The sequence below is a fragment of the Pseudoalteromonas rhizosphaerae genome (assembly GCF_902498845.1).
Lineage (GTDB): Bacteria > Pseudomonadota > Gammaproteobacteria > Enterobacterales > Alteromonadaceae > Pseudoalteromonas > Pseudoalteromonas rhizosphaerae.
In genome coordinates, this window is sequence record NZ_CABVLM010000001.1 from 380,489 (window position 1) to 397,757 (window position 17,269).

The window sequence follows — 17,269 nt, forward strand, 5'->3', positions numbered from 1 at the left end:
GGTTTTAAAATTCACATCATCAAAAGGTTATGCACTTATGTGATTTAAAGTGCATAAAAAACAATTGGTTAAAATTTATTTCGTGGTTGGCACAACCTTTGATTAAGTAATAGCGACTAACTTAATAACACAATAGGGAATACCATCATGAAAAGCATTATTAAACTATCTGTTGCAGCACTTTTGGTTGTTGGTTCTACACAAGCAAGTGCAAATGACGGTCAATTAGATATCACTCAAACGCTATCAAACAGCATTGCACATTATATTGAAAGTACGAGTGATGAATTACAAAGCAAATTAAAACAGTCATTGTTTAGTGATTCGCAAAAAATGTTAACTGAACTGCTTTCACAGCATAGTGAGCAATCAGCTAAAGTTGCGGAAAATACATCACAACTCGTTGCAACTAGCAATGCAGTAAAAGTTGAGGATTAAGGCAATGAGCAGCGAATTAGGATTATTAGCTTTAATGTTAGCACCTGTAGTGAGCTTATTAAGTGTGTATGCCTCAGTTGAATTATTACGCAACGTAGGGCAGTGGTTAAACATAGGCTAAGGGGATAGCGATAAGTAATAATCAGTAACGTTGATCTTATTTGCTGCGGTGCACGTAACGTAATGCATAGTTAAACTGATGTAGTAAGCCTTATGAAACGTGCAATCTTTCCATTACCGGTATTTATTCTACCAAGCGGGTATACGCGGTTACGTATCTTCGAACCTCGCTATCTTGATATGGTTAAAGAATCACTTAAAAATGATCATGGTTTCGTACTTTGCCAGTACGATGTTGATAGTTATCTCAACGTTCCTAGGTATGGATGCTTAGTTGATATTATTGACTTTTCACAAGATCAACAAGGACAACTATTAATTGATGTGGTGGCCAAATCTGTGGTTGAGTTAACTGATATAACTCAAGATAAACAGCAACTGCGTTTCGGTCAGCTATCTGCACCTAAAACATCTCTTTGGTTTGAACAACCTCACAACTTAGAGCGCGATGATTCATATTTAGTAACGGCACTAGAGCAGTTGTTTGCTGCTAATCTAGAGTTAACCGATTTATACCGCCAGACACACTTTGATGATCTGAACTGGGTGCTTGCAAGATGGCTTGAATTATTACCTATTTCAATTGATAAAAAACAACAGCTTGCCTTTAAATCGGACTTTGCGAAGATCCACTCTTTCCTTCATACTGTGATTAATAACGAATTTTCCTAATTAATATGATCTTATTTTAGTTGCTCTGCGTATTGCACAAGCAAGAACACTAATAGGAATATTATGATGGTAAGTCAACAACTTTCAACACGTTGTGAACCTAACACAGGTAATTACACTGCCATGCCACAAACGCCAAGCAAAGAACTTGCAGATGCATTATCTGCGGTTGCAGCTAATCGTGATAAACACGCTTTTGCTTATTTATTTGCGTACTTTTCACCGAAAATAAAACGCTTTGGTATTAAGCAATTTAATTCAGAAGCGCAAGCGATGGAATTAGTGCAAGACACCCTAACCTCAGTGTGGCGAAAAGCACATCTTTATAATAATGATAAAGGTGCAGCTACAACGTGGGTATATACCGTAATGCGTAACGCATCATTTGATATGCTCAGAAAAATGAAAAGTAACAAAGAAGACAATATTAGCGAAGATATTTGGCCGCTAGTTGAGCAACATGATAATGCCGACCATGAATTTAGTGATCATCTTGAAAACCAGCAAATCAAAAATTACCTCGATAAATTACCTCAAGCTCAACGCGATGTTGTTAAAGGCGTTTATTTTCAAGATATGTCACAAGAGCAACTTGCAGATCAATTGAATATTCCAATTGGTACTGTGAAGTCACGTTTACGTTTAGCGTTACAAAAATTACGCAATGAAATGGGAGACCGCAATGATTAAACATCACCCAAGCGATGCGCTATTAGCGCAGTATTGTAATGCGTCATTACCGGCGAGTATCAGTGTTGCTGTCGCTATTCATCTTGACATGTGTAGTTGCTGTAAAGATAAAGTGCAACGCATTGAAGCGCAAAATGCTGTAGATGTGTTTGCGCATCATAATGAACAACTGCAAACTACAGATTTAGCTATTGATGAACTATCATTACTTGATGCAATTACCGCTGACGATAGTGTTGATGATGTATATAAAGTGACGCCACAAACTATCCTTGTCAATCAGCAAAATTATCAATTGCCTCGTGCTCTTGCCCGTATTTCACATGGTAAGTTTATGCAAATGGGTAAGTTATCACGTTCTCGTATCGCTCTCGATGATGGTGCGCTACGTTCGAGTTTGCTACACATAGATGCCGGTGGGGAAATCCCTGAACATACCCACACTGGTTTTGAACTGACTTTATTACTCGATGGTGAGTTTAGTGATGAAGACGATCATTATGTGCCTGGCGACTTTATGTGGCTCGATGGTCGTCATCAACACACTCCGATCACAGAAAAAGGCTGTTTATGTTACACAGTAGTCAGTAGTGCTCTACACTTTAATAAAGGACTGAGTAAGTTACTCAATCCAATTGGCAATTTGATTTACTAGGAGTGTATATGCAGCAATCGACTATTCAAATAGGCATCAGTGCATGCCTTGCAGGTGAGAAAGTTCGGTTTGATAGTGGCCATAAAAAATCAAATTTTTGCATGGATGAATTTGCTAAACATGTTGAATATAAGCGTTTTTGTCCTGAAGTGGCGGTAGGTCTGCCGATCCCAAGACCGACAATTAGACAGGTTAAAGTAGGCACAACTATTAAAGTGTGCCGTCCTGACGGCAGTGGTGATGTTGGCCCACAATTGACAGAGTACGGTAAAAAAGTTGCCACAGAGCAGGCTGCACAATTAAGCGGCTTTGTTTTTTGTGCTAAAAGTCCAAGCTGCGGCATGGAACGGATCAAAATATACAATGAAGCAGGCACCGGTAATACATCAGAAGGCGTGGGCTTTTTTGCTGCGCAAATTATGGCTCACAACCCATTGTTACCGTGTGAAGAAAATGGTCGTTTAAATGATATGCACTTGCGTGAAAACTTTGTAATGCGGGTGTTTACTTATAAAAACTGGCAATTATTGCGTCAACAGCCAGCAACCCTGCATAGGTTAACGCAGTTTCATGCGCAATATAAGTATTTGTTAATGGCTCACAATTATCAGGCATATAAAGATCTTGGTAATTTACTGGGCACCTATGTTGGCGATGATTTTGAGCAGCTTGCTGACGATTATATTGCAGGTTTAATGGCAGCGCTGAAAAGACCTGCATCACGGAAAAATAACAGCAATACTTTAATGCACTTACAAGGCTACTTTAAAAAACATTTATCCAAAATTGAAAAAGAAGAGTTACGAGATGCAATTGATGAGTATCGCTCAGGTTTAGTGCCGCTGTATGTACCGCTGACACTCTTAAAACATCATTTGAAAGTACATCCAAACGAATACTTAGCAAAGCAAGTTTACTTCAACCCTTATCCTCACGAACTTAAATTACGCTACGGAATTTAATGAACACTGTATTTTGGTTTAGGCGCGATTTGCGCCTTTTTAATAATCATGCCCTTTATCAAGCAATCGACAATGGTTGTAAAGACGCTATATTTTTTATCACTGAGCAACAATGGCAACGCCATGGTGTTGCTTCAATACAAATTGATTTGCTAAAACGAAGGTTAAACTTCTTAGGTCAGTTACTAGCTGATAATGGTATCACCTTGCATATCATTGAAGCGGGTAATTACGCAGGATGTGTGCAGCAGTTAAGCGAGTTCTGCCAGCGACATTCAGTAACGCAGTTATTTGCCAATAAAGAATATGAAATTAATGAAGTTGAGCGCGATAACGCATTTTTACATCATGCTGATGAACTTAAAGTATCAGTCACCTTGTTTGATGGTGACGTGGTTGCACCGCCTGGAACGGTACTGAATCAAAGTGGTGAGATGTTTAAGGTGTTCACCCCTTTTAAAAATGCCTGGCTAAAGCAATATCAAGATACTCATTTTTATTTTCAAGCCCCTCCGACAATGTTTAGCCCAATACCTTGGCAAGGTTCAGCGTTACTTACCGGTGATGATTCCTCACATAAGTGGCCAGTTGATGATGCGTCATTAAGTCAAATCTGTGCCCGCTTTATCAGCGATAAATTACTCAGTTATAAAGATCAGCGAGATATTCCAAGTATTAAAGGCACATCAGGCTTAAGTCCGTATTTAGCTTTAGGAATTGTCAGCGTTGAGCAATTAATTGCTCTTGTACAGCAACAATATGTCGATGTTTTAAGTAGCTCTAAAAGCAATTTATTTACTTGGGTCAACGAGTTAGTGTGGCGTGAGTTTTATCGTCATTTAATTGTGGCTTATCCAAAACTTAATAAATATAACAATTTTAATGAGAAATATGACCCAGTAAAGTGGCGAACTGATGAGGCTGATTTCACTGCTTGGTGTGAAGGTAAAACAGGCTACCCGCTTGTTGATGCCGCTATGAGGCAGCTTATTCAAACTGGCTGGATGCATAATCGCTTACGAATGGTAGTTGCCAGTTTTCTTACCAAACACTTGTTAATTGATTGGCGTAAAGGTGAACGTTTCTTTATGCAGCATTTGATCGATGGCGATTTAGCGTCTAACAACGGCGGTTGGCAATGGGCTGCAAGTACCGGGTGCGATGCCCAGCCATACTTTAGAATATTCAACCCGATTACTCAAAGTGAGCGATTTGATCCTGATGGTGATTTTATTCGTAAGTATATACCGGAGTTGGAAAATGTGCCGAATAAGCAAATTCATTTTCCACATGAATATTTAGCGAAAAGCGGCAAAGCAAAAGCAGTTTATTGGCCAGCAATCGTTGATCATAAAACCGCTCGCTTACGAGCGCTTGATGCATTTAAGGTATGATATGAGCAACCACAGAACAGATAAATTTATCGCGATATACCAAAAGCTAAGTAAAGAAAATCTACATTTACTGAGTGATATTTATGCTGCAGACATTCACTTTTCTGATCCATTGCATGAAGTCGATGGTTTAGCTGACTTACATCAATATTTTGCTAAACTTTATAGCAATGTTATTGAATGCACGTTTGATATCAGTGATGCTGTTAGTGTAGGCGATAATGCTTTTGTTTACTGGACTATGTATTATCGCCATCCAAAGCTTAGTAATGGCCAGCAAATAGCCGTAGCAGGCCATAGCAAGTTAACATTTACTGGTGACAAAATCAGCCTTCATAAAGACTACTTTGATGCTGGTGCATTACTTTATCGACATATCCCTATTCTCGGTTCAATTATTAAATACATAGATAATAAGGCAGCGGAATAATGATCACGCTTATAACAGGTGCAACATCAGGTATTGGTGAACAACTTGCGAAACTGTATGCGCAAGCCGGGGATACAGTGATCGCTTGTGGGCGTAACCAAGAAAAACTAAACGAACTTGCGCAACTAACGAATATTGAAAGTTGTCAGTTTGACGCTACTGATTTACAAGCAATACGAAGTAGCACTGTTGCTTATACGCAATTTGATCGCGTTATTCTTAATGCTGGCAATTGCGAGTATATAGATGATGCGCGTAATTTTGACAGTGCATTGTTTACCCGCGTTGTTACTACTAATTTGCTTTCGATGGGTTATTGTCTTGAGGCTTTATTACCGAAGATAAAGCCAGGTGGTCAGTTGGTGATTGTCAGTTCAAGCGTAACTTATTTACCGTTACCGCGCTCTGAGGCATATGGCGCATCAAAAGCTGGGGTCAGTTATTTAGCAAAAAGTTTAGCCATTGATTTAGATGATATTGACGTAACCTTAGTGCACCCAGGCTTTGTTAAAACACCGTTGACTCAAAAAAACGATTTTCCAATGCCAATGGCAGTTACTGCAGAAAAAGCGGCAAATTATATTATCAAAGGGGTCGCTAAGCGCCGCAAAGAGGTGCATTTTCCTTATCGTTTCACCCTTATTTTAAAATGTTTACGCATGTTGCCGCTGCCAATTTGGCTCATGCTTGCAAAAGGATTAAGTCGTTGAAAAAAATAGCAATTATAGGTTCTGGAATTGCAGGGTTAAGCTGCGCGCATTTGTTGCACAAAAAGTATGAGATTACGGTATTTGAAAAAAATAACTACATTGGTGGGCACACCGCAACGATAGATATACAGGTTGATGGTGTTAAGCGTGCTATTGATACTGGCTTTATTGTTTTTAATGATCGCACTTACCCTTATTTTGAAAAGCTGTTAAAGCGCATCGGCGTTGAACGACAACCGACAGAAATGAGTTTTAGTGTGCATAATCAGCAAACTGGTTTTGAATATAATGGCCACACCTTTGCCAGTTTGTTTGCTCAAAAGCGCAATATATTTCGTCCGCGTTTTTGGAAGTTACTTAGTGATATTGTGCGTTTTAACACCTTGTGTAAAAAACTATATCATGACAACGATTACCAAAGTGAGCAGATGCTAGGTCAGTTGCTCGACCAACACGGTTTTAATGATTTTTTTCGTTACCATTATATTTTGCCGATGGGCGCGGCTATCTGGTCAACAAGTATTAAAGAAATGAGTAATGTTGGCGTTGAGTTTTTTGTAAAATTCTTTTTCAATCATGGCTTATTAGATATTACTAATCGTCCGCAGTGGTATGTTATTCCCGGTGGTTCAAGGGAATATATCAATCCATTGATCAGTGGCTTTAAAGATAAAATAAAATTGAACACGGATATACAGTCTATTTTTCGCACCCCGGAGCAGGTGTTGATCCGATTGAAAAATGGTACCGTTGAGCAATTTGATAAAGTTATTTTTGCTTGTCATTCTGATCAAGCTCTCGCTTTACTTGAAAACCCAAGCACAGATGAAAAAGCAATTTTATCAGCCATTCCCTACACTGAAAATTCAGTGATTTTGCATACTGACACTGCTTTGCTGCCAAAACGTAAAGCCGCATGGGCCAGTTGGAATTATCTACTTACCGATAATCTTGATAAAGCTGCTGTTGTAACTTATCAAATGAATATTTTGCAAGGCATCACAAGTAAAACGCAATTTTGTGTCACGCTTAATCACCGCGAGGGAATTGATAAAACTAAAATACTCCGAGAATTTACGTATCATCATCCAGTATTCAATAAAACGTCTATTGCTGCTCAGCAACAGAAACAGCTTATTGATGGAGCCAACAACAGTTATTTTTGTGGCGCTTATTGGTATAACGGATTTCACGAAGACGGCGTGAAAAGCGCTGTAGATGTTGCTCGCAAACTTGGGGTTGAATTTGAATAGTGCACTTTTAATCGGTGATGTTCGTCATCACCGATTAGCAATTAAAGCGCATAGCTTTAATTATCAGTTGTACATGATGTGGGTTGATCTTAATGCTCCTCAGCAACTTGATGGTGTTCACCCTTGGCTTGGAACAACAGGCTTTAAAGCACTTAAATTTAAACAATCCGATTATCTTAATCGTGATTTAGATACTCAACAACCAATCAAACAACGAGCAATTGATAAAATTGTCGAGCTGGGGATTACTGCTCCGTTTAGTAATGTTTATATGCTCGGACAGCTGCGCTGTTTTGGGGTGTATTTTAGCCCAGTTAACTTTTTCTTCTATGAAACGGCTGATGGCGATTTTCCCTATATGGTTGCTGAAGTGAGTAATACCCCCTGGAACGAGCGACACTATTACTTGGTTGATTTACACAAGAAAGTGAACTTTAAAAAGGCTTTCTCCGTATCACCATTTATGAGTTTAGATATGGATTACCACTGGAAAGTGCGTTTAACAAAGCACAATACTATGATCCATATAGAAAATAAAAAAGATAATACGCTATTATTTACTGCCAGTTTGCGTTTACAACGCCAGTCACTCAGTCGTGCTGCGGTTACTGCGTTACTGAAACGTTTTCCTGCCATGACCATCACTGTGATGAAAGGAATTTACGTACAGGCGTTTAAACTATTTTGTAAGCGAGTGCCTTTTTTAGGTCACTCAGGCAAGAATTGATAAGCTAAAATAATGAAGGTCATGAGATGGAAAAAGTATCCAGTTTAGCTGATAACGCATCAAGTAGCTTGTTAAGTAAGCTGTATAAAAAGTTAGTTATTGGTGCGTTTGATAGCATTGAAGTAGGCGCAATTACCCTAGTTGATGGTAACGACGTTCAACACTTTGGTGATCCTCAAAGTCACTTACAGGCTAAAGTAGTTGTCAATAATCCGGCAATGTATAAAGCATTTGCGCTCTCTGGCAGTGTCGGAGCTGGCGAAGCTTATATTTTAGGCCAGTGGGAATGTACTAACTTAACTCAGTTGATTGAAATTTTTGCCATTAATCAGGCTCAACTGGACCAATTTGAACGTAAGTTTGCGTTTATTAGTAATCTTTATAATCGAATAAACCACCGTAAAAACAAGAATTCTGAGCAAGGTTCAAAGAAAAATATTGTTGCTCATTACGATTTAGGCAATGAGTTGTATTCATCATTTTTAAGCACTGAAATGCTTTACTCAAGCGCTGTATACCCATCAAAAGATGCTTCTCTTGAACAAGCACAAAGCCATAAGCTTGATTTAATCTGCCAACAAGTAGATTTACAACCCGGTGAAACGGTTATTGAAATTGGCACAGGGTGGGGAGCGTTTGCCATTCATGCTGCAACACATTATGACTGCCACGTTACTACTACAACTATTTCTGATGAGCAACATGCGTTTGTGGCAGAAAAAATTACCCAGTTGGGGCTTGAAGATAAGATAACCTTATTGAAACAAGATTATCGTTTACTCGAAGGCTGTTACGATAAGCTAGTGTCAATAGAAATGATAGAAGCGGTTGGTCATGAATACCTACCCAGCTTTTTCAAAAAATGTAATGACTTACTCAAAGACAGTGGTGCAATGCTGATCCAAGCAATTACAATTGCTGATCAACGCTATCAACATTACCTGAAAAATTCTGATTTTATTCAGCAGTATATCTTCCCTGGTGGTTGTTTACCGTGTATTGATGAAATGAATAAGCAAATAAAAAGTCAATCAGACATGGTGGTACACAGCATTAACGATATCGGCGTTCATTATGCAAGAACCTTAGCTGATTGGCGCACACGGTTTATCGCAAGCTGGCCAGAAATCGACAAAGTTAAGTTTGACCAGCGCTTTTATCGATTATGGTTATTTTACTTAGCTTACTGTGAAGGCGCATTTAGGGCGCGAGTAACCAGTACAGTGCATTTAGTTGCCCGTAAACCGCGTTTTAACCATTCAAGTGATGACATTGCGCTCAGTTATTAATTTTTTGCTGTTTCAAGGAGTGTGGTTTTTAGCATTATTCCTTGAGCAGCGCGCTATCATACCGATTTTATTAATCATCATAGTGATGTTATGTCTGTCGCAACAAAAGCAACAAGATATGCTGTTACTGTGCTATGGCTTAATGATCTCGTTAAGCTTTGAATATTTGATGGTTGAGGTTGGCTTTTTATCTTTTAGTATATCGCCCTTTCCATTGTGGTTTGTATTACTTTGGTGTGCTTTACTGTTAACCATCAATACATCAATGCAATTTTTGCATCGCACGCCTTGGTATTTAGCGCTGTTGCTCTGTGCGGTTTTTGCCCCCGCAAGTTATATTGCTGGTGCACGCTTTGGGGCGTTAGAGGTTCATTCTGTAGTTTGGCAATTTTGGCTTATATATGGTTTAGCTTGGTCGTTTATGTTCAATTTTATCAGGATTATAAATACATACAGCAAAAAGTACCTGTTAGTTTCTGAACATAAATGAACATACAGGTGTAACTATTTAACTTAGAAATTTGGAGTCCGGTAATGATAGCAAGATTAACTAAAGGGCTAATTATTTTAAGTGTATTGGTATGCAGCCGAAGCTTTGCTGCTGATTTTAAAGTGGTCGGTGAGGCTCGTTTTGAGTATCTATTTTGGGATGTTTATCAGGCGCAGTTAGCAACCCCATCGGGGATCTATCAGTTTGGCAATCACCCCACTAAACTGACATTGACCTATTTACGCGATTTTGCTGCCAAGGACATAATCAAAGCGACGAACGAACAATGGCAGCATTTGGGCAAAAAAGAGATCATTAAAAAATACGATGCACAGTTAGCTGCGCTTTGGCCGGATATCAAAAAAGGTGAATCGCTATCGTTCATTACTGATGAAAATGGTATTGGTACATTTTATTTTAATGATAAAAAGCTAGGGGCTATAGAGCAAAGTGGTTTTGCAGATGACTTTTTAGCTATTTGGCTTGATGCTAATACCTCTGAGCCACAAATGCGAAAACAACTAATAGGGCAATAACATGAAGCGAATTACTATATTATTTTTACTTAGTTGCACATTTTTATTAAGTAGCTGTGCTGCGCCAGATGTTGAGTATTACCAAGGAAGTCAGCCAGAATTTAATTTTAAACAATTTTTTAATGGCAAATTGAAAGCCTATGGCGTTGTCCAAGACTTTAAAGGTGAAGTAACCCGTAAGATGGTCGTTGATATGAATGCTAGTTGGGATGGCAATAACGGCGTTATAGAGGAAGATTTCGTTTACGACGATGGTGAAACCCAACGCCGAGTGTGGAAAATAACACTCAATGCTGACAATACTTTAACTGGCACTGCAGGTGATGTGATAGGTATCGCGAAAGGAAAAAGTAATGGCAGTGTATTTCATTGGCAATATACCCTTAAATTACCCTATGGAGATGACACCATTGAAGTTAATTTAGATGATTGGATGTATCTGGTAACACAATCGCGCTTGATTAACCGTACAGCTATTGATAAGTTTGGCATTGAGGTTGGGGAAGTGACCTTAGTTATCGAAAAAGTTGAATGATAAACAAATTGTCATATTGATTTATTAAATACTGCTTAAATTCATTGTTGGTTAATCTTTAAATCAATATTTATTTCGGCAATTATTTAAAATTTACTCATTTTTTAAGAATTTACGCGAAAAAAGCATTTTGCTGTTGCCAATACTTAAAAAATGCATAAAGATAGGTTTTGCGAAGGCAAAATAATAACGAATAGGAATTTAACAAATGAATAAAGCTCAATTAGTTGAAAAAATCGCTACTGATGCAGAAATCTCTAAAGCAGCAGCTACACGCGCACTTGACGCATTCACTGGTGCTGTTACTTCTTCTTTAAAAGAAGGTAATTCAGTTGCACTAGTTGGTTTTGGTACTTTCTCTGTAAAAGAGCGTGCTGCACGTACTGGCCGTAACCCACAAACTGGTGCCGAAATCCAAATTTCAGCGGCAACTATCCCAAGCTTTAAAGCAGGTAAAGGTCTTAAAGATCAAGTTAATCCTTAATCAATTAGATTGGTTAAATAAAAAAGGGCTAATTAGCCCTTTTTTTGTATCTGCTCATTAATCTAAGGTTTAAGCTTTTAGTGCTTTATCACCGCGGCCAATACCTACCGCACCAGAGCGTACAACTTCAATTATGTCTGTCTCATGACGTAAGGTATCTAAAAACGATTCAATTTTATCTGTGCTACTAACAAGCTGCAATGTGTAGCTGTTGCGACCCATGTCTAAAATAGCACCTTGGAATACATCGACCACTCGCGTTACTGCCGCTCTTTTAGCTTCATCTTGAGCGAATACTTTTACTAATAGCAGCTCACGTTCAATATGCGCCATTTCAGTTAGATCAATAATTTTTAATACATCAACTAATTTATTAACCTGTTTAGTGATTTGCTCAACCACACGGTCATCACCCATGGTAGTGATAGTAATGCGTGATAAAGAATGATCGTCTGTTGTGCCAACGGTTAAACTATCGATGTTATAAGCTCGTTGTGAGAATAGGCCAACAATACGCGACAATGAGCCTGGTTCATTCTCAAGTAAAATAGATAATATACGACGCATTATGCTTTCACTCCTTTACGTAACCACATTTCATCAACTGCTCCAAGCTTAATTTGCATTGGGTATACATGTTCATTTTCATCAACAAGAATATCTAAAAACACTAAACGGTCAGTGATCGACATGGCTTTATCGATTGCCGGCTGTAGTTCATCAAGAGTATTAACGCGAATACCGACATGGCCATAACTTTCAGCAAGTTTGACGAAATCAGGTAACGATTCCATATACGACGATGAGTGACGACCGCCATAGACCATATCTTGCCATTGACGCACCATACCCAGAGAGCGGTTATTCAGTGACACCACTTTTACAGCCAAGTTATATTGTAAACATGTCGAAAGTTCTTGAATGTTCATTTGAATCGAACCATCACCGGTGACACACACTGACTCTTTATCCGGGAACGCAAGTTTTACTCCCATTGCCGCTGGCAGACCAAAGCCCATAGTGCCAAGACCCCCTGAGTTGATCCATTGGCGCGGGTTTTTAAACGGGTAGTACTGCGCCGCAAACATCTGATGCTGACCTACATCAGAGCTTATATAGGCATCACCATTGGTAGCTTTATAAATTGCTTCAATGACGGCCTGAGGCTTTATTTTATCGCCCGCGGTGCTGTAGCTTAAACATTTTTGTTCACGCCAGCTAATGATCTGACGCCACCAATCTTCTTGAGCACTACGATCAATTTTGATTGGACTTTTATCTATGGCTGTCTGTAATTGCTCAAGTACGGTTGATAAACAACCGACGACTGGAATGTGGGCTTTGATCGTTTTTGAAATAGAGGTCGGATCAACATCAACATGAACAATCGTCGCATTGGGACAAAATTTCTTCACGTTATTGGTTACCCTGTCATCAAATCTGGCGCCTAGAGCTAAGATCACATCGGCATTTGCCATCGCCTTATTTGCTTCAAGGCTCCCGTGCATACCTAGCATACCAACGAAATTAGGGTGAACCCCGGAAATACCGCCCAATCCCATTAAGGTATTAGTGATTGGTGCATTGAGTGATTCAACCAAATGAGTCAGTTGCTCTGAAGTGTTAGAGATAATAATCCCGCCACCAGAGTAAATGACCAGTTTTTTAGCTTCTAAAATAGCGGCAACGGCTTTGCGAATTTGCTTTGGGTGGCCTTTGGTATTTGGACTATAGGTTCTCAGCTCTGTGGTTGCTGGAAACTCAAAGTCAAATTTAAGTGCAGGGTTTAACATATCTTTTGGTAGTTCTACGACCACAGGACCTGGGCGTCCAGTACTTGCAATATAAAATGCTTTAGCCAAAATTTTAGGGATATCTTTTGCGCTACGACAGTTAAAACTGTGTTTTACGATTGGCCGAGAGCAACCAACAATATCGGTTTCTTGAAATGCATCATCACCAATTAAGTTAGTCGGCACTTGACCGGATAGCACTACCATAGGAATAGAATCCATATAGGCTGTAGCGATCCCCGTGATACAGTTTGTCGCACCTGGACCTGATGTTGCTAATACTACGCCCACTTCACCTGTGGCACGTGCATAACCATCAGCCATATGGGTTGCAGCTTGCTCATGACGAACTAAAATATGCTCTACATCATCTTGCTGAAATAATGCGTCATAAAGATCTAATACTGAGCCACCGGGGTAGCCAAATATATATTTTACCTTCAATGCCTTTAATGCCTGAACAACTAGTTCGGAGCCATTATATTGTTGTGTACTCATCCTCATTCCTCTGTGTGCCTGTTACCGATTGATTATTATCATGAGTAATAATGTGCTATTGCACGCACTCCCCATTTATTCTGTGCAATTACCGTATAATTTAAATGCATAAAAAAACCCCCGCTTAGGGCGGGGGTTTTTAAAAAGCTATCTCACCTTCTAATACATCCCCGCTGGGCTTAAAACTAAGACCAGTACGAGTACAGTGACTAGGTGAAATTGATATTTCATAACGTTATTTTTCTTCTCGGTATTTGTTATATAAGTTCAAATGAGTTATTGCGCTGAGATAGCCGAATAACTCATTTAGTCTACAAATTTAATAGTCTTATTTTTAAAGGTTTTGCCAGCTAATGTCAACAGTCAAAACGGCAATGTTGCATTAAAATTCCAAATTAATTGTTTTTATATTTAAAAGTTGCTTTAAATTGCATTTTTAACCGTTAAAAGCAAAGAAATTATGCTTTTTGTGAAGCGTGGGAATATTCACTGTATATCTATAAATGTAATGTAAGTATATAAATTATTCGCTATTATTATCGTTATGGAGTTGTTGATAGGTGATCCTGTGAAATACTCACAATTGTTATGTGGCCTGACTTTGGCATTGTTAAGTCAACAGAGTGTGGCAAAACCACAAAATAGTAGCCCAACTGATATTGGGGTCGTTAACAAAGAGCGAATTTTATATTGGTTAGATAAACGCGGGCAGCTTGACGATAAAATAGCGCATGACAAATTATTGTCTGATTATATTGGCCGTGGTGAATCGATGCATTCACGTCGGCAGCTTAACCCTCAAGTTTTAACCCAACAACGAAAAATGGCTCAGCGCTTAGCGAGTGTGTCTTCGCAGTTACCTAACTCGACGCACAATACCGTAAAAGTGTTGGCTATATTGGTTGATTTTCCTGACTTACCTCATGATGATAATGGCTTAGCCGCAGTTGATAGCGATATGTACTACTCAAGCTATAGTCAGCAGCATTACCAACAAATGTTGTTCGCTACTGATGGTTACTCAGGTCCACAGCAGCAACCGTTGCAAACAGCGTATCAATACTATCAGCAAGCCTCAGGGGAAAGCTTAGCATTTACGGGTCAAGTTTATGGCTGGGTAACAGCCGATAAAGATGCGAAAAGTTATGGGGCTCGCCAAGGGGGTAATAATGATATTGATGCCCCTAGTTTAGTGCATGAAGCGGTAGAAAAAGCCGTAGCCAAATTTAATATTAATTTAGCCGATTATGATTTAACAGATTTGGATGATCGTGATGGTGATGGGATCACCAATGAACCTGATGGGATTATTGACCATGTTATGATTTTCCACTCGAGTATAGGTGAGGAAGCCGGTGGTGGCGTACTGGGTACTGATGCAATTTGGTCACATCGTTTTTATGTGTACGACCAAAACAATCAGCCAAGTGCGGTTGATGGCAGTAGTATTCGTTTATTTGGTTATACTATAAATCCTATCGATGCTGGTATTGGCGTGGTGGTACATGAGTTTGGTCACGACTTAGGTTTGCCTGATGAATATGATTTAACCGGCAGTGCGCTGGGGGAGCCAGTTGCGCTTTGGTCTGTGATGTCTGGTGGTAGTTGGGCAGGCTCACCTCGTGGCTCACAGCCGGTGATGTTCAGTCCTTATGCACTCGAGTACTTACAAAACCGTTATCAAGGAAACTGGCTTAATCAAACGACGATATCGTTAGACGAAATCGATACCAATCAACAGCAAATACTTCGCCATAGTAGTGGGGTATCAACTGAATTAAACCAGTTAAAAATCACCCTACCAACCAACTTACAACCGTTTTATCAAGCAGTAGAAGGGCACTTGCAATACTACTCTGGCAGTGGTGATAATGTTTCACAAAGTATGACATATACAGTTAATATACCTGCAAGTACGCAGCCTACTTATCTTGATTTAAGTGCCTATTACAGCATTGAAACGGATTATGATTATGCTCAAGTATTAGTAAACGCACAGCCTATTGCTTCGCAATATACTCAAGCAGTCAATCCATTTTATGGAGACATTGGTCCATATATAACAGGGTCTTCAAGTTCAGTAAATGACGCTCAGCAGCCGAATAATTATTTACGGCATCGTTTTGACTTATCAGCTTATGCTGGTCAAACAATCACACTTAGTTTTAACTATAAAACGGACACTTATACTCATTATTTTGGTCTAGTGGTTGATGATATGACCATTAGCCAAGGTGATACTTTCGTTTGGCAAGATAATGCAGAGCAGTCAACACAAGCACAACTTGATGGCTTTAGCCGAGTGGGGGATCACATCTATGCAAAACCACACAATTACTATTTACAGTTACGTAGTTATTTAGGAATAGATAGTGGTTTACAAGTTGAGCAGTATTCACCGGGTTTATTACTTTGGTCTGCTAATGAACAGTATACAGATAATAATACTCCTGAGCATATTGGTGAAGGGTTTATATTGGTTGTTGATGCCGATCAAAATGCCATTGCAAAAGGTAATAGCAGCGCACCTGCCAGTACTACGATTCAGTTAAGAGATGCTGCTTTTAGTCTTTATGATCAGCGCCAAGGTTTAGGCGATACGCAGTTAACAGCAATCACTGAGTTTAATGATAATAATGATTACAGTTTTGCCACGCAACCGGCCTCTGGTGTAAAAGTTTCAACGTTTGGTTTTAATTTTTCTATTGTTGAACAAGCGATTAATAATAGCTCAATTGAATTGAATTTGGGCTATACACCACAGTCTGGGATCAATGTAATTACTAATGATCTCGAAGCGAGTTTTGAAATTAAAGGAATGGCGTTGACCCCAACCGATAGTTTTAACTGGCAGTTTGGTGATGGACAAAGTAGTGATGAATTGAATCCAAATCATAAATTTGCCGATTACGGTAGTTACACTGTGGGTTTTACTCGTACTAATGAACAAGGGCAGCAGTTTCAAGAATCGATGACTTTTGTGCTTACTGCGCCGTTATCAATTTCCAGTGTGGATACCAGTATAGAGAAAGGCAATGTTACTGCAAAAGTCACTGTATCAGGTGGTCAAGCACCTTATGACTATGCATGGCAATTAGGTGATGGCTCAACTGCGAAAGGGCAGAGCATTAACTACCGCTATGAATACAGTGGCGATTATACCTTGAGCGTTATTGTAACTGATGCAAATGGCGCTATGCAGTCTTTTGCAACCCAAGTGTCGGCAGATGTATTACTTACAACACAGGCCAGTTACAGTGCAAAAGATTTGCTGGTTAATTTTAACAGTGATACCAAAGGCGGGTTTAATAATTACACTTACAGTTGGGATTTTGGAGATGGCAGTGCTGTAAGCCAACGTGCTAATCCTACACATACTTATAGCCAAGCGGGAAGTTATACGGTGACACTGATCGTGACTGATACCTCTGCAAAAGGCATAAAAAACACCTTACCGTCTAGCAAGCTTATGGTAACAGTGCAAAAACAAGTTGCCAGTTCAGGCTCCAGTGGCGGAAGTATATTTTGGTTATTGTTACTGCTACCGCTCAGTTTTCGAACAAAGAGGCAATCATAAACTAAGTGACAAAAAA

Annotated in this window: 18 protein-coding genes; 16 read left to right on the forward strand and 2 right to left on the reverse strand. The window is 39.3% G+C overall.

Annotated elements, in window-relative coordinates:
• The first annotated feature begins 147 nt into the window (after window positions 1-147).
• The 15 genes from PSR9079_RS01525 (at window position 148) to PSR9079_RS01595 (ending at window position 11,385) form a co-directional block, all read left to right on the forward strand.
• Window positions 148-438 (forward strand): hypothetical protein, encoded by a 291-nt coding sequence (locus tag PSR9079_RS01525; RefSeq protein ID WP_149980170.1) that lies wholly within the window; start codon window positions 148-150, stop codon window positions 436-438.
• A gap of 213 nt (window positions 439-651) precedes the next feature.
• Window positions 652-1,230, forward strand: coding sequence for an LON peptidase substrate-binding domain-containing protein (locus PSR9079_RS01530; RefSeq protein WP_149980171.1), 579 nt, complete (start codon window positions 652-654; stop codon window positions 1,228-1,230).
• 66 nt (window positions 1,231-1,296) lie between these two features.
• Complete coding sequence (locus tag PSR9079_RS01535; RefSeq protein ID WP_149980387.1) at window positions 1,297-1,920, forward strand: sigma-70 family RNA polymerase sigma factor; 624 nt, start codon at window positions 1,297-1,299, stop codon at window positions 1,918-1,920.
• Window positions 1,913-2,575 (forward strand): ChrR family anti-sigma-E factor, encoded by a 663-nt coding sequence (locus PSR9079_RS01540; protein ID WP_149980172.1) that lies wholly within the window; start codon window positions 1,913-1,915, stop codon window positions 2,573-2,575. The genes PSR9079_RS01535 and PSR9079_RS01540 overlap by 8 nt, the downstream gene beginning before the upstream one ends.
• Before the next feature lie 8 nt (window positions 2,576-2,583).
• Window positions 2,584-3,537: a YbgA family protein gene (locus PSR9079_RS01545; RefSeq protein WP_145235868.1), complete on the forward strand. Its 954-nt coding sequence runs from the start codon at window positions 2,584-2,586 to the stop codon at window positions 3,535-3,537.
• Complete coding sequence (gene phrB / locus PSR9079_RS01550; protein WP_149980173.1) at window positions 3,537-4,931, forward strand: deoxyribodipyrimidine photo-lyase; 1,395 nt, start codon at window positions 3,537-3,539, stop codon at window positions 4,929-4,931. The genes PSR9079_RS01545 and phrB overlap by 1 nt, the downstream gene beginning before the upstream one ends.
• Window position 4,932: 1 nt before the next feature.
• On the forward strand, window positions 4,933-5,361 hold the full coding sequence (locus PSR9079_RS01555) for a nuclear transport factor 2 family protein (protein WP_145235859.1): 429 nt from the start codon (window positions 4,933-4,935) through the stop codon (window positions 5,359-5,361).
• Window positions 5,361-6,071 carry an SDR family NAD(P)-dependent oxidoreductase gene (locus PSR9079_RS01560; protein ID WP_149980174.1) on the forward strand — a complete coding sequence of 237 codons (711 nt, stop codon included), beginning with the start codon at window positions 5,361-5,363 and terminating at the stop codon, window positions 6,069-6,071. The genes PSR9079_RS01555 and PSR9079_RS01560 overlap by 1 nt, the downstream gene beginning before the upstream one ends.
• Entirely contained in the window at window positions 6,068-7,324 is a 1,257-nt protein-coding gene (locus tag PSR9079_RS01565; RefSeq protein ID WP_149980175.1) for an NAD(P)/FAD-dependent oxidoreductase, read from the forward strand. The genes PSR9079_RS01560 and PSR9079_RS01565 overlap by 4 nt, the downstream gene beginning before the upstream one ends.
• On the forward strand, window positions 7,317-8,051 hold the full coding sequence (locus PSR9079_RS01570) for a DUF1365 domain-containing protein (RefSeq protein ID WP_149980176.1): 735 nt from the start codon (window positions 7,317-7,319) through the stop codon (window positions 8,049-8,051). The genes PSR9079_RS01565 and PSR9079_RS01570 overlap by 8 nt, the downstream gene beginning before the upstream one ends.
• A gap of 26 nt (window positions 8,052-8,077) precedes the next feature.
• On the forward strand, window positions 8,078-9,340 hold the full coding sequence (locus PSR9079_RS01575) for an SAM-dependent methyltransferase (RefSeq protein WP_149980177.1): 1,263 nt from the start codon (window positions 8,078-8,080) through the stop codon (window positions 9,338-9,340).
• Window positions 9,341-9,359: 19 nt separating this feature from the next.
• On the forward strand, window positions 9,360-9,830 hold the full coding sequence (locus PSR9079_RS01580) for a DUF2878 domain-containing protein (RefSeq protein ID WP_342799422.1): 471 nt from the start codon (window positions 9,360-9,362) through the stop codon (window positions 9,828-9,830).
• Window positions 9,831-9,874: 44 nt separating this feature from the next.
• Complete coding sequence (locus PSR9079_RS01585) at window positions 9,875-10,366, forward strand: chalcone isomerase family protein (RefSeq protein WP_149980179.1); 492 nt, start codon at window positions 9,875-9,877, stop codon at window positions 10,364-10,366.
• A 1-nt stretch (window position 10,367) separates the two neighbouring features.
• Window positions 10,368-10,901, forward strand: coding sequence for a DUF3833 domain-containing protein (locus PSR9079_RS01590; protein WP_149980180.1), 534 nt, complete (start codon window positions 10,368-10,370; stop codon window positions 10,899-10,901).
• A gap of 208 nt (window positions 10,902-11,109) precedes the next feature.
• Window positions 11,110-11,385 carry an HU family DNA-binding protein gene (locus PSR9079_RS01595; protein WP_145235830.1) on the forward strand — a complete coding sequence of 92 codons (276 nt, stop codon included), beginning with the start codon at window positions 11,110-11,112 and terminating at the stop codon, window positions 11,383-11,385.
• A gap of 69 nt (window positions 11,386-11,454) precedes the next feature.
• Here PSR9079_RS01595 and ilvN read toward each other — a convergent pair whose 3' ends face one another.
• Window positions 11,455-11,952 carry an acetolactate synthase small subunit gene (ilvN, locus tag PSR9079_RS01600; RefSeq protein ID WP_149980181.1) on the reverse strand — a complete coding sequence of 166 codons (498 nt, stop codon included), beginning with the start codon at window positions 11,950-11,952 and terminating at the stop codon, window positions 11,455-11,457.
• Entirely contained in the window at window positions 11,952-13,676 is a 1,725-nt protein-coding gene (locus PSR9079_RS01605) for an acetolactate synthase 3 large subunit (protein ID WP_145235824.1), read from the reverse strand. Before PSR9079_RS01605 ends, ilvN begins: the two co-directional genes overlap by 1 nt.
• A 544-nt stretch (window positions 13,677-14,220) precedes the next feature.
• Between PSR9079_RS01605 and PSR9079_RS01610 the strand changes: the two genes are divergently transcribed.
• Complete coding sequence (locus tag PSR9079_RS01610) at window positions 14,221-17,253, forward strand: immune inhibitor A domain-containing protein (RefSeq protein ID WP_149980182.1); 3,033 nt, start codon at window positions 14,221-14,223, stop codon at window positions 17,251-17,253.
• The last annotated feature ends 16 nt before the right edge of the window (window positions 17,254-17,269 follow it).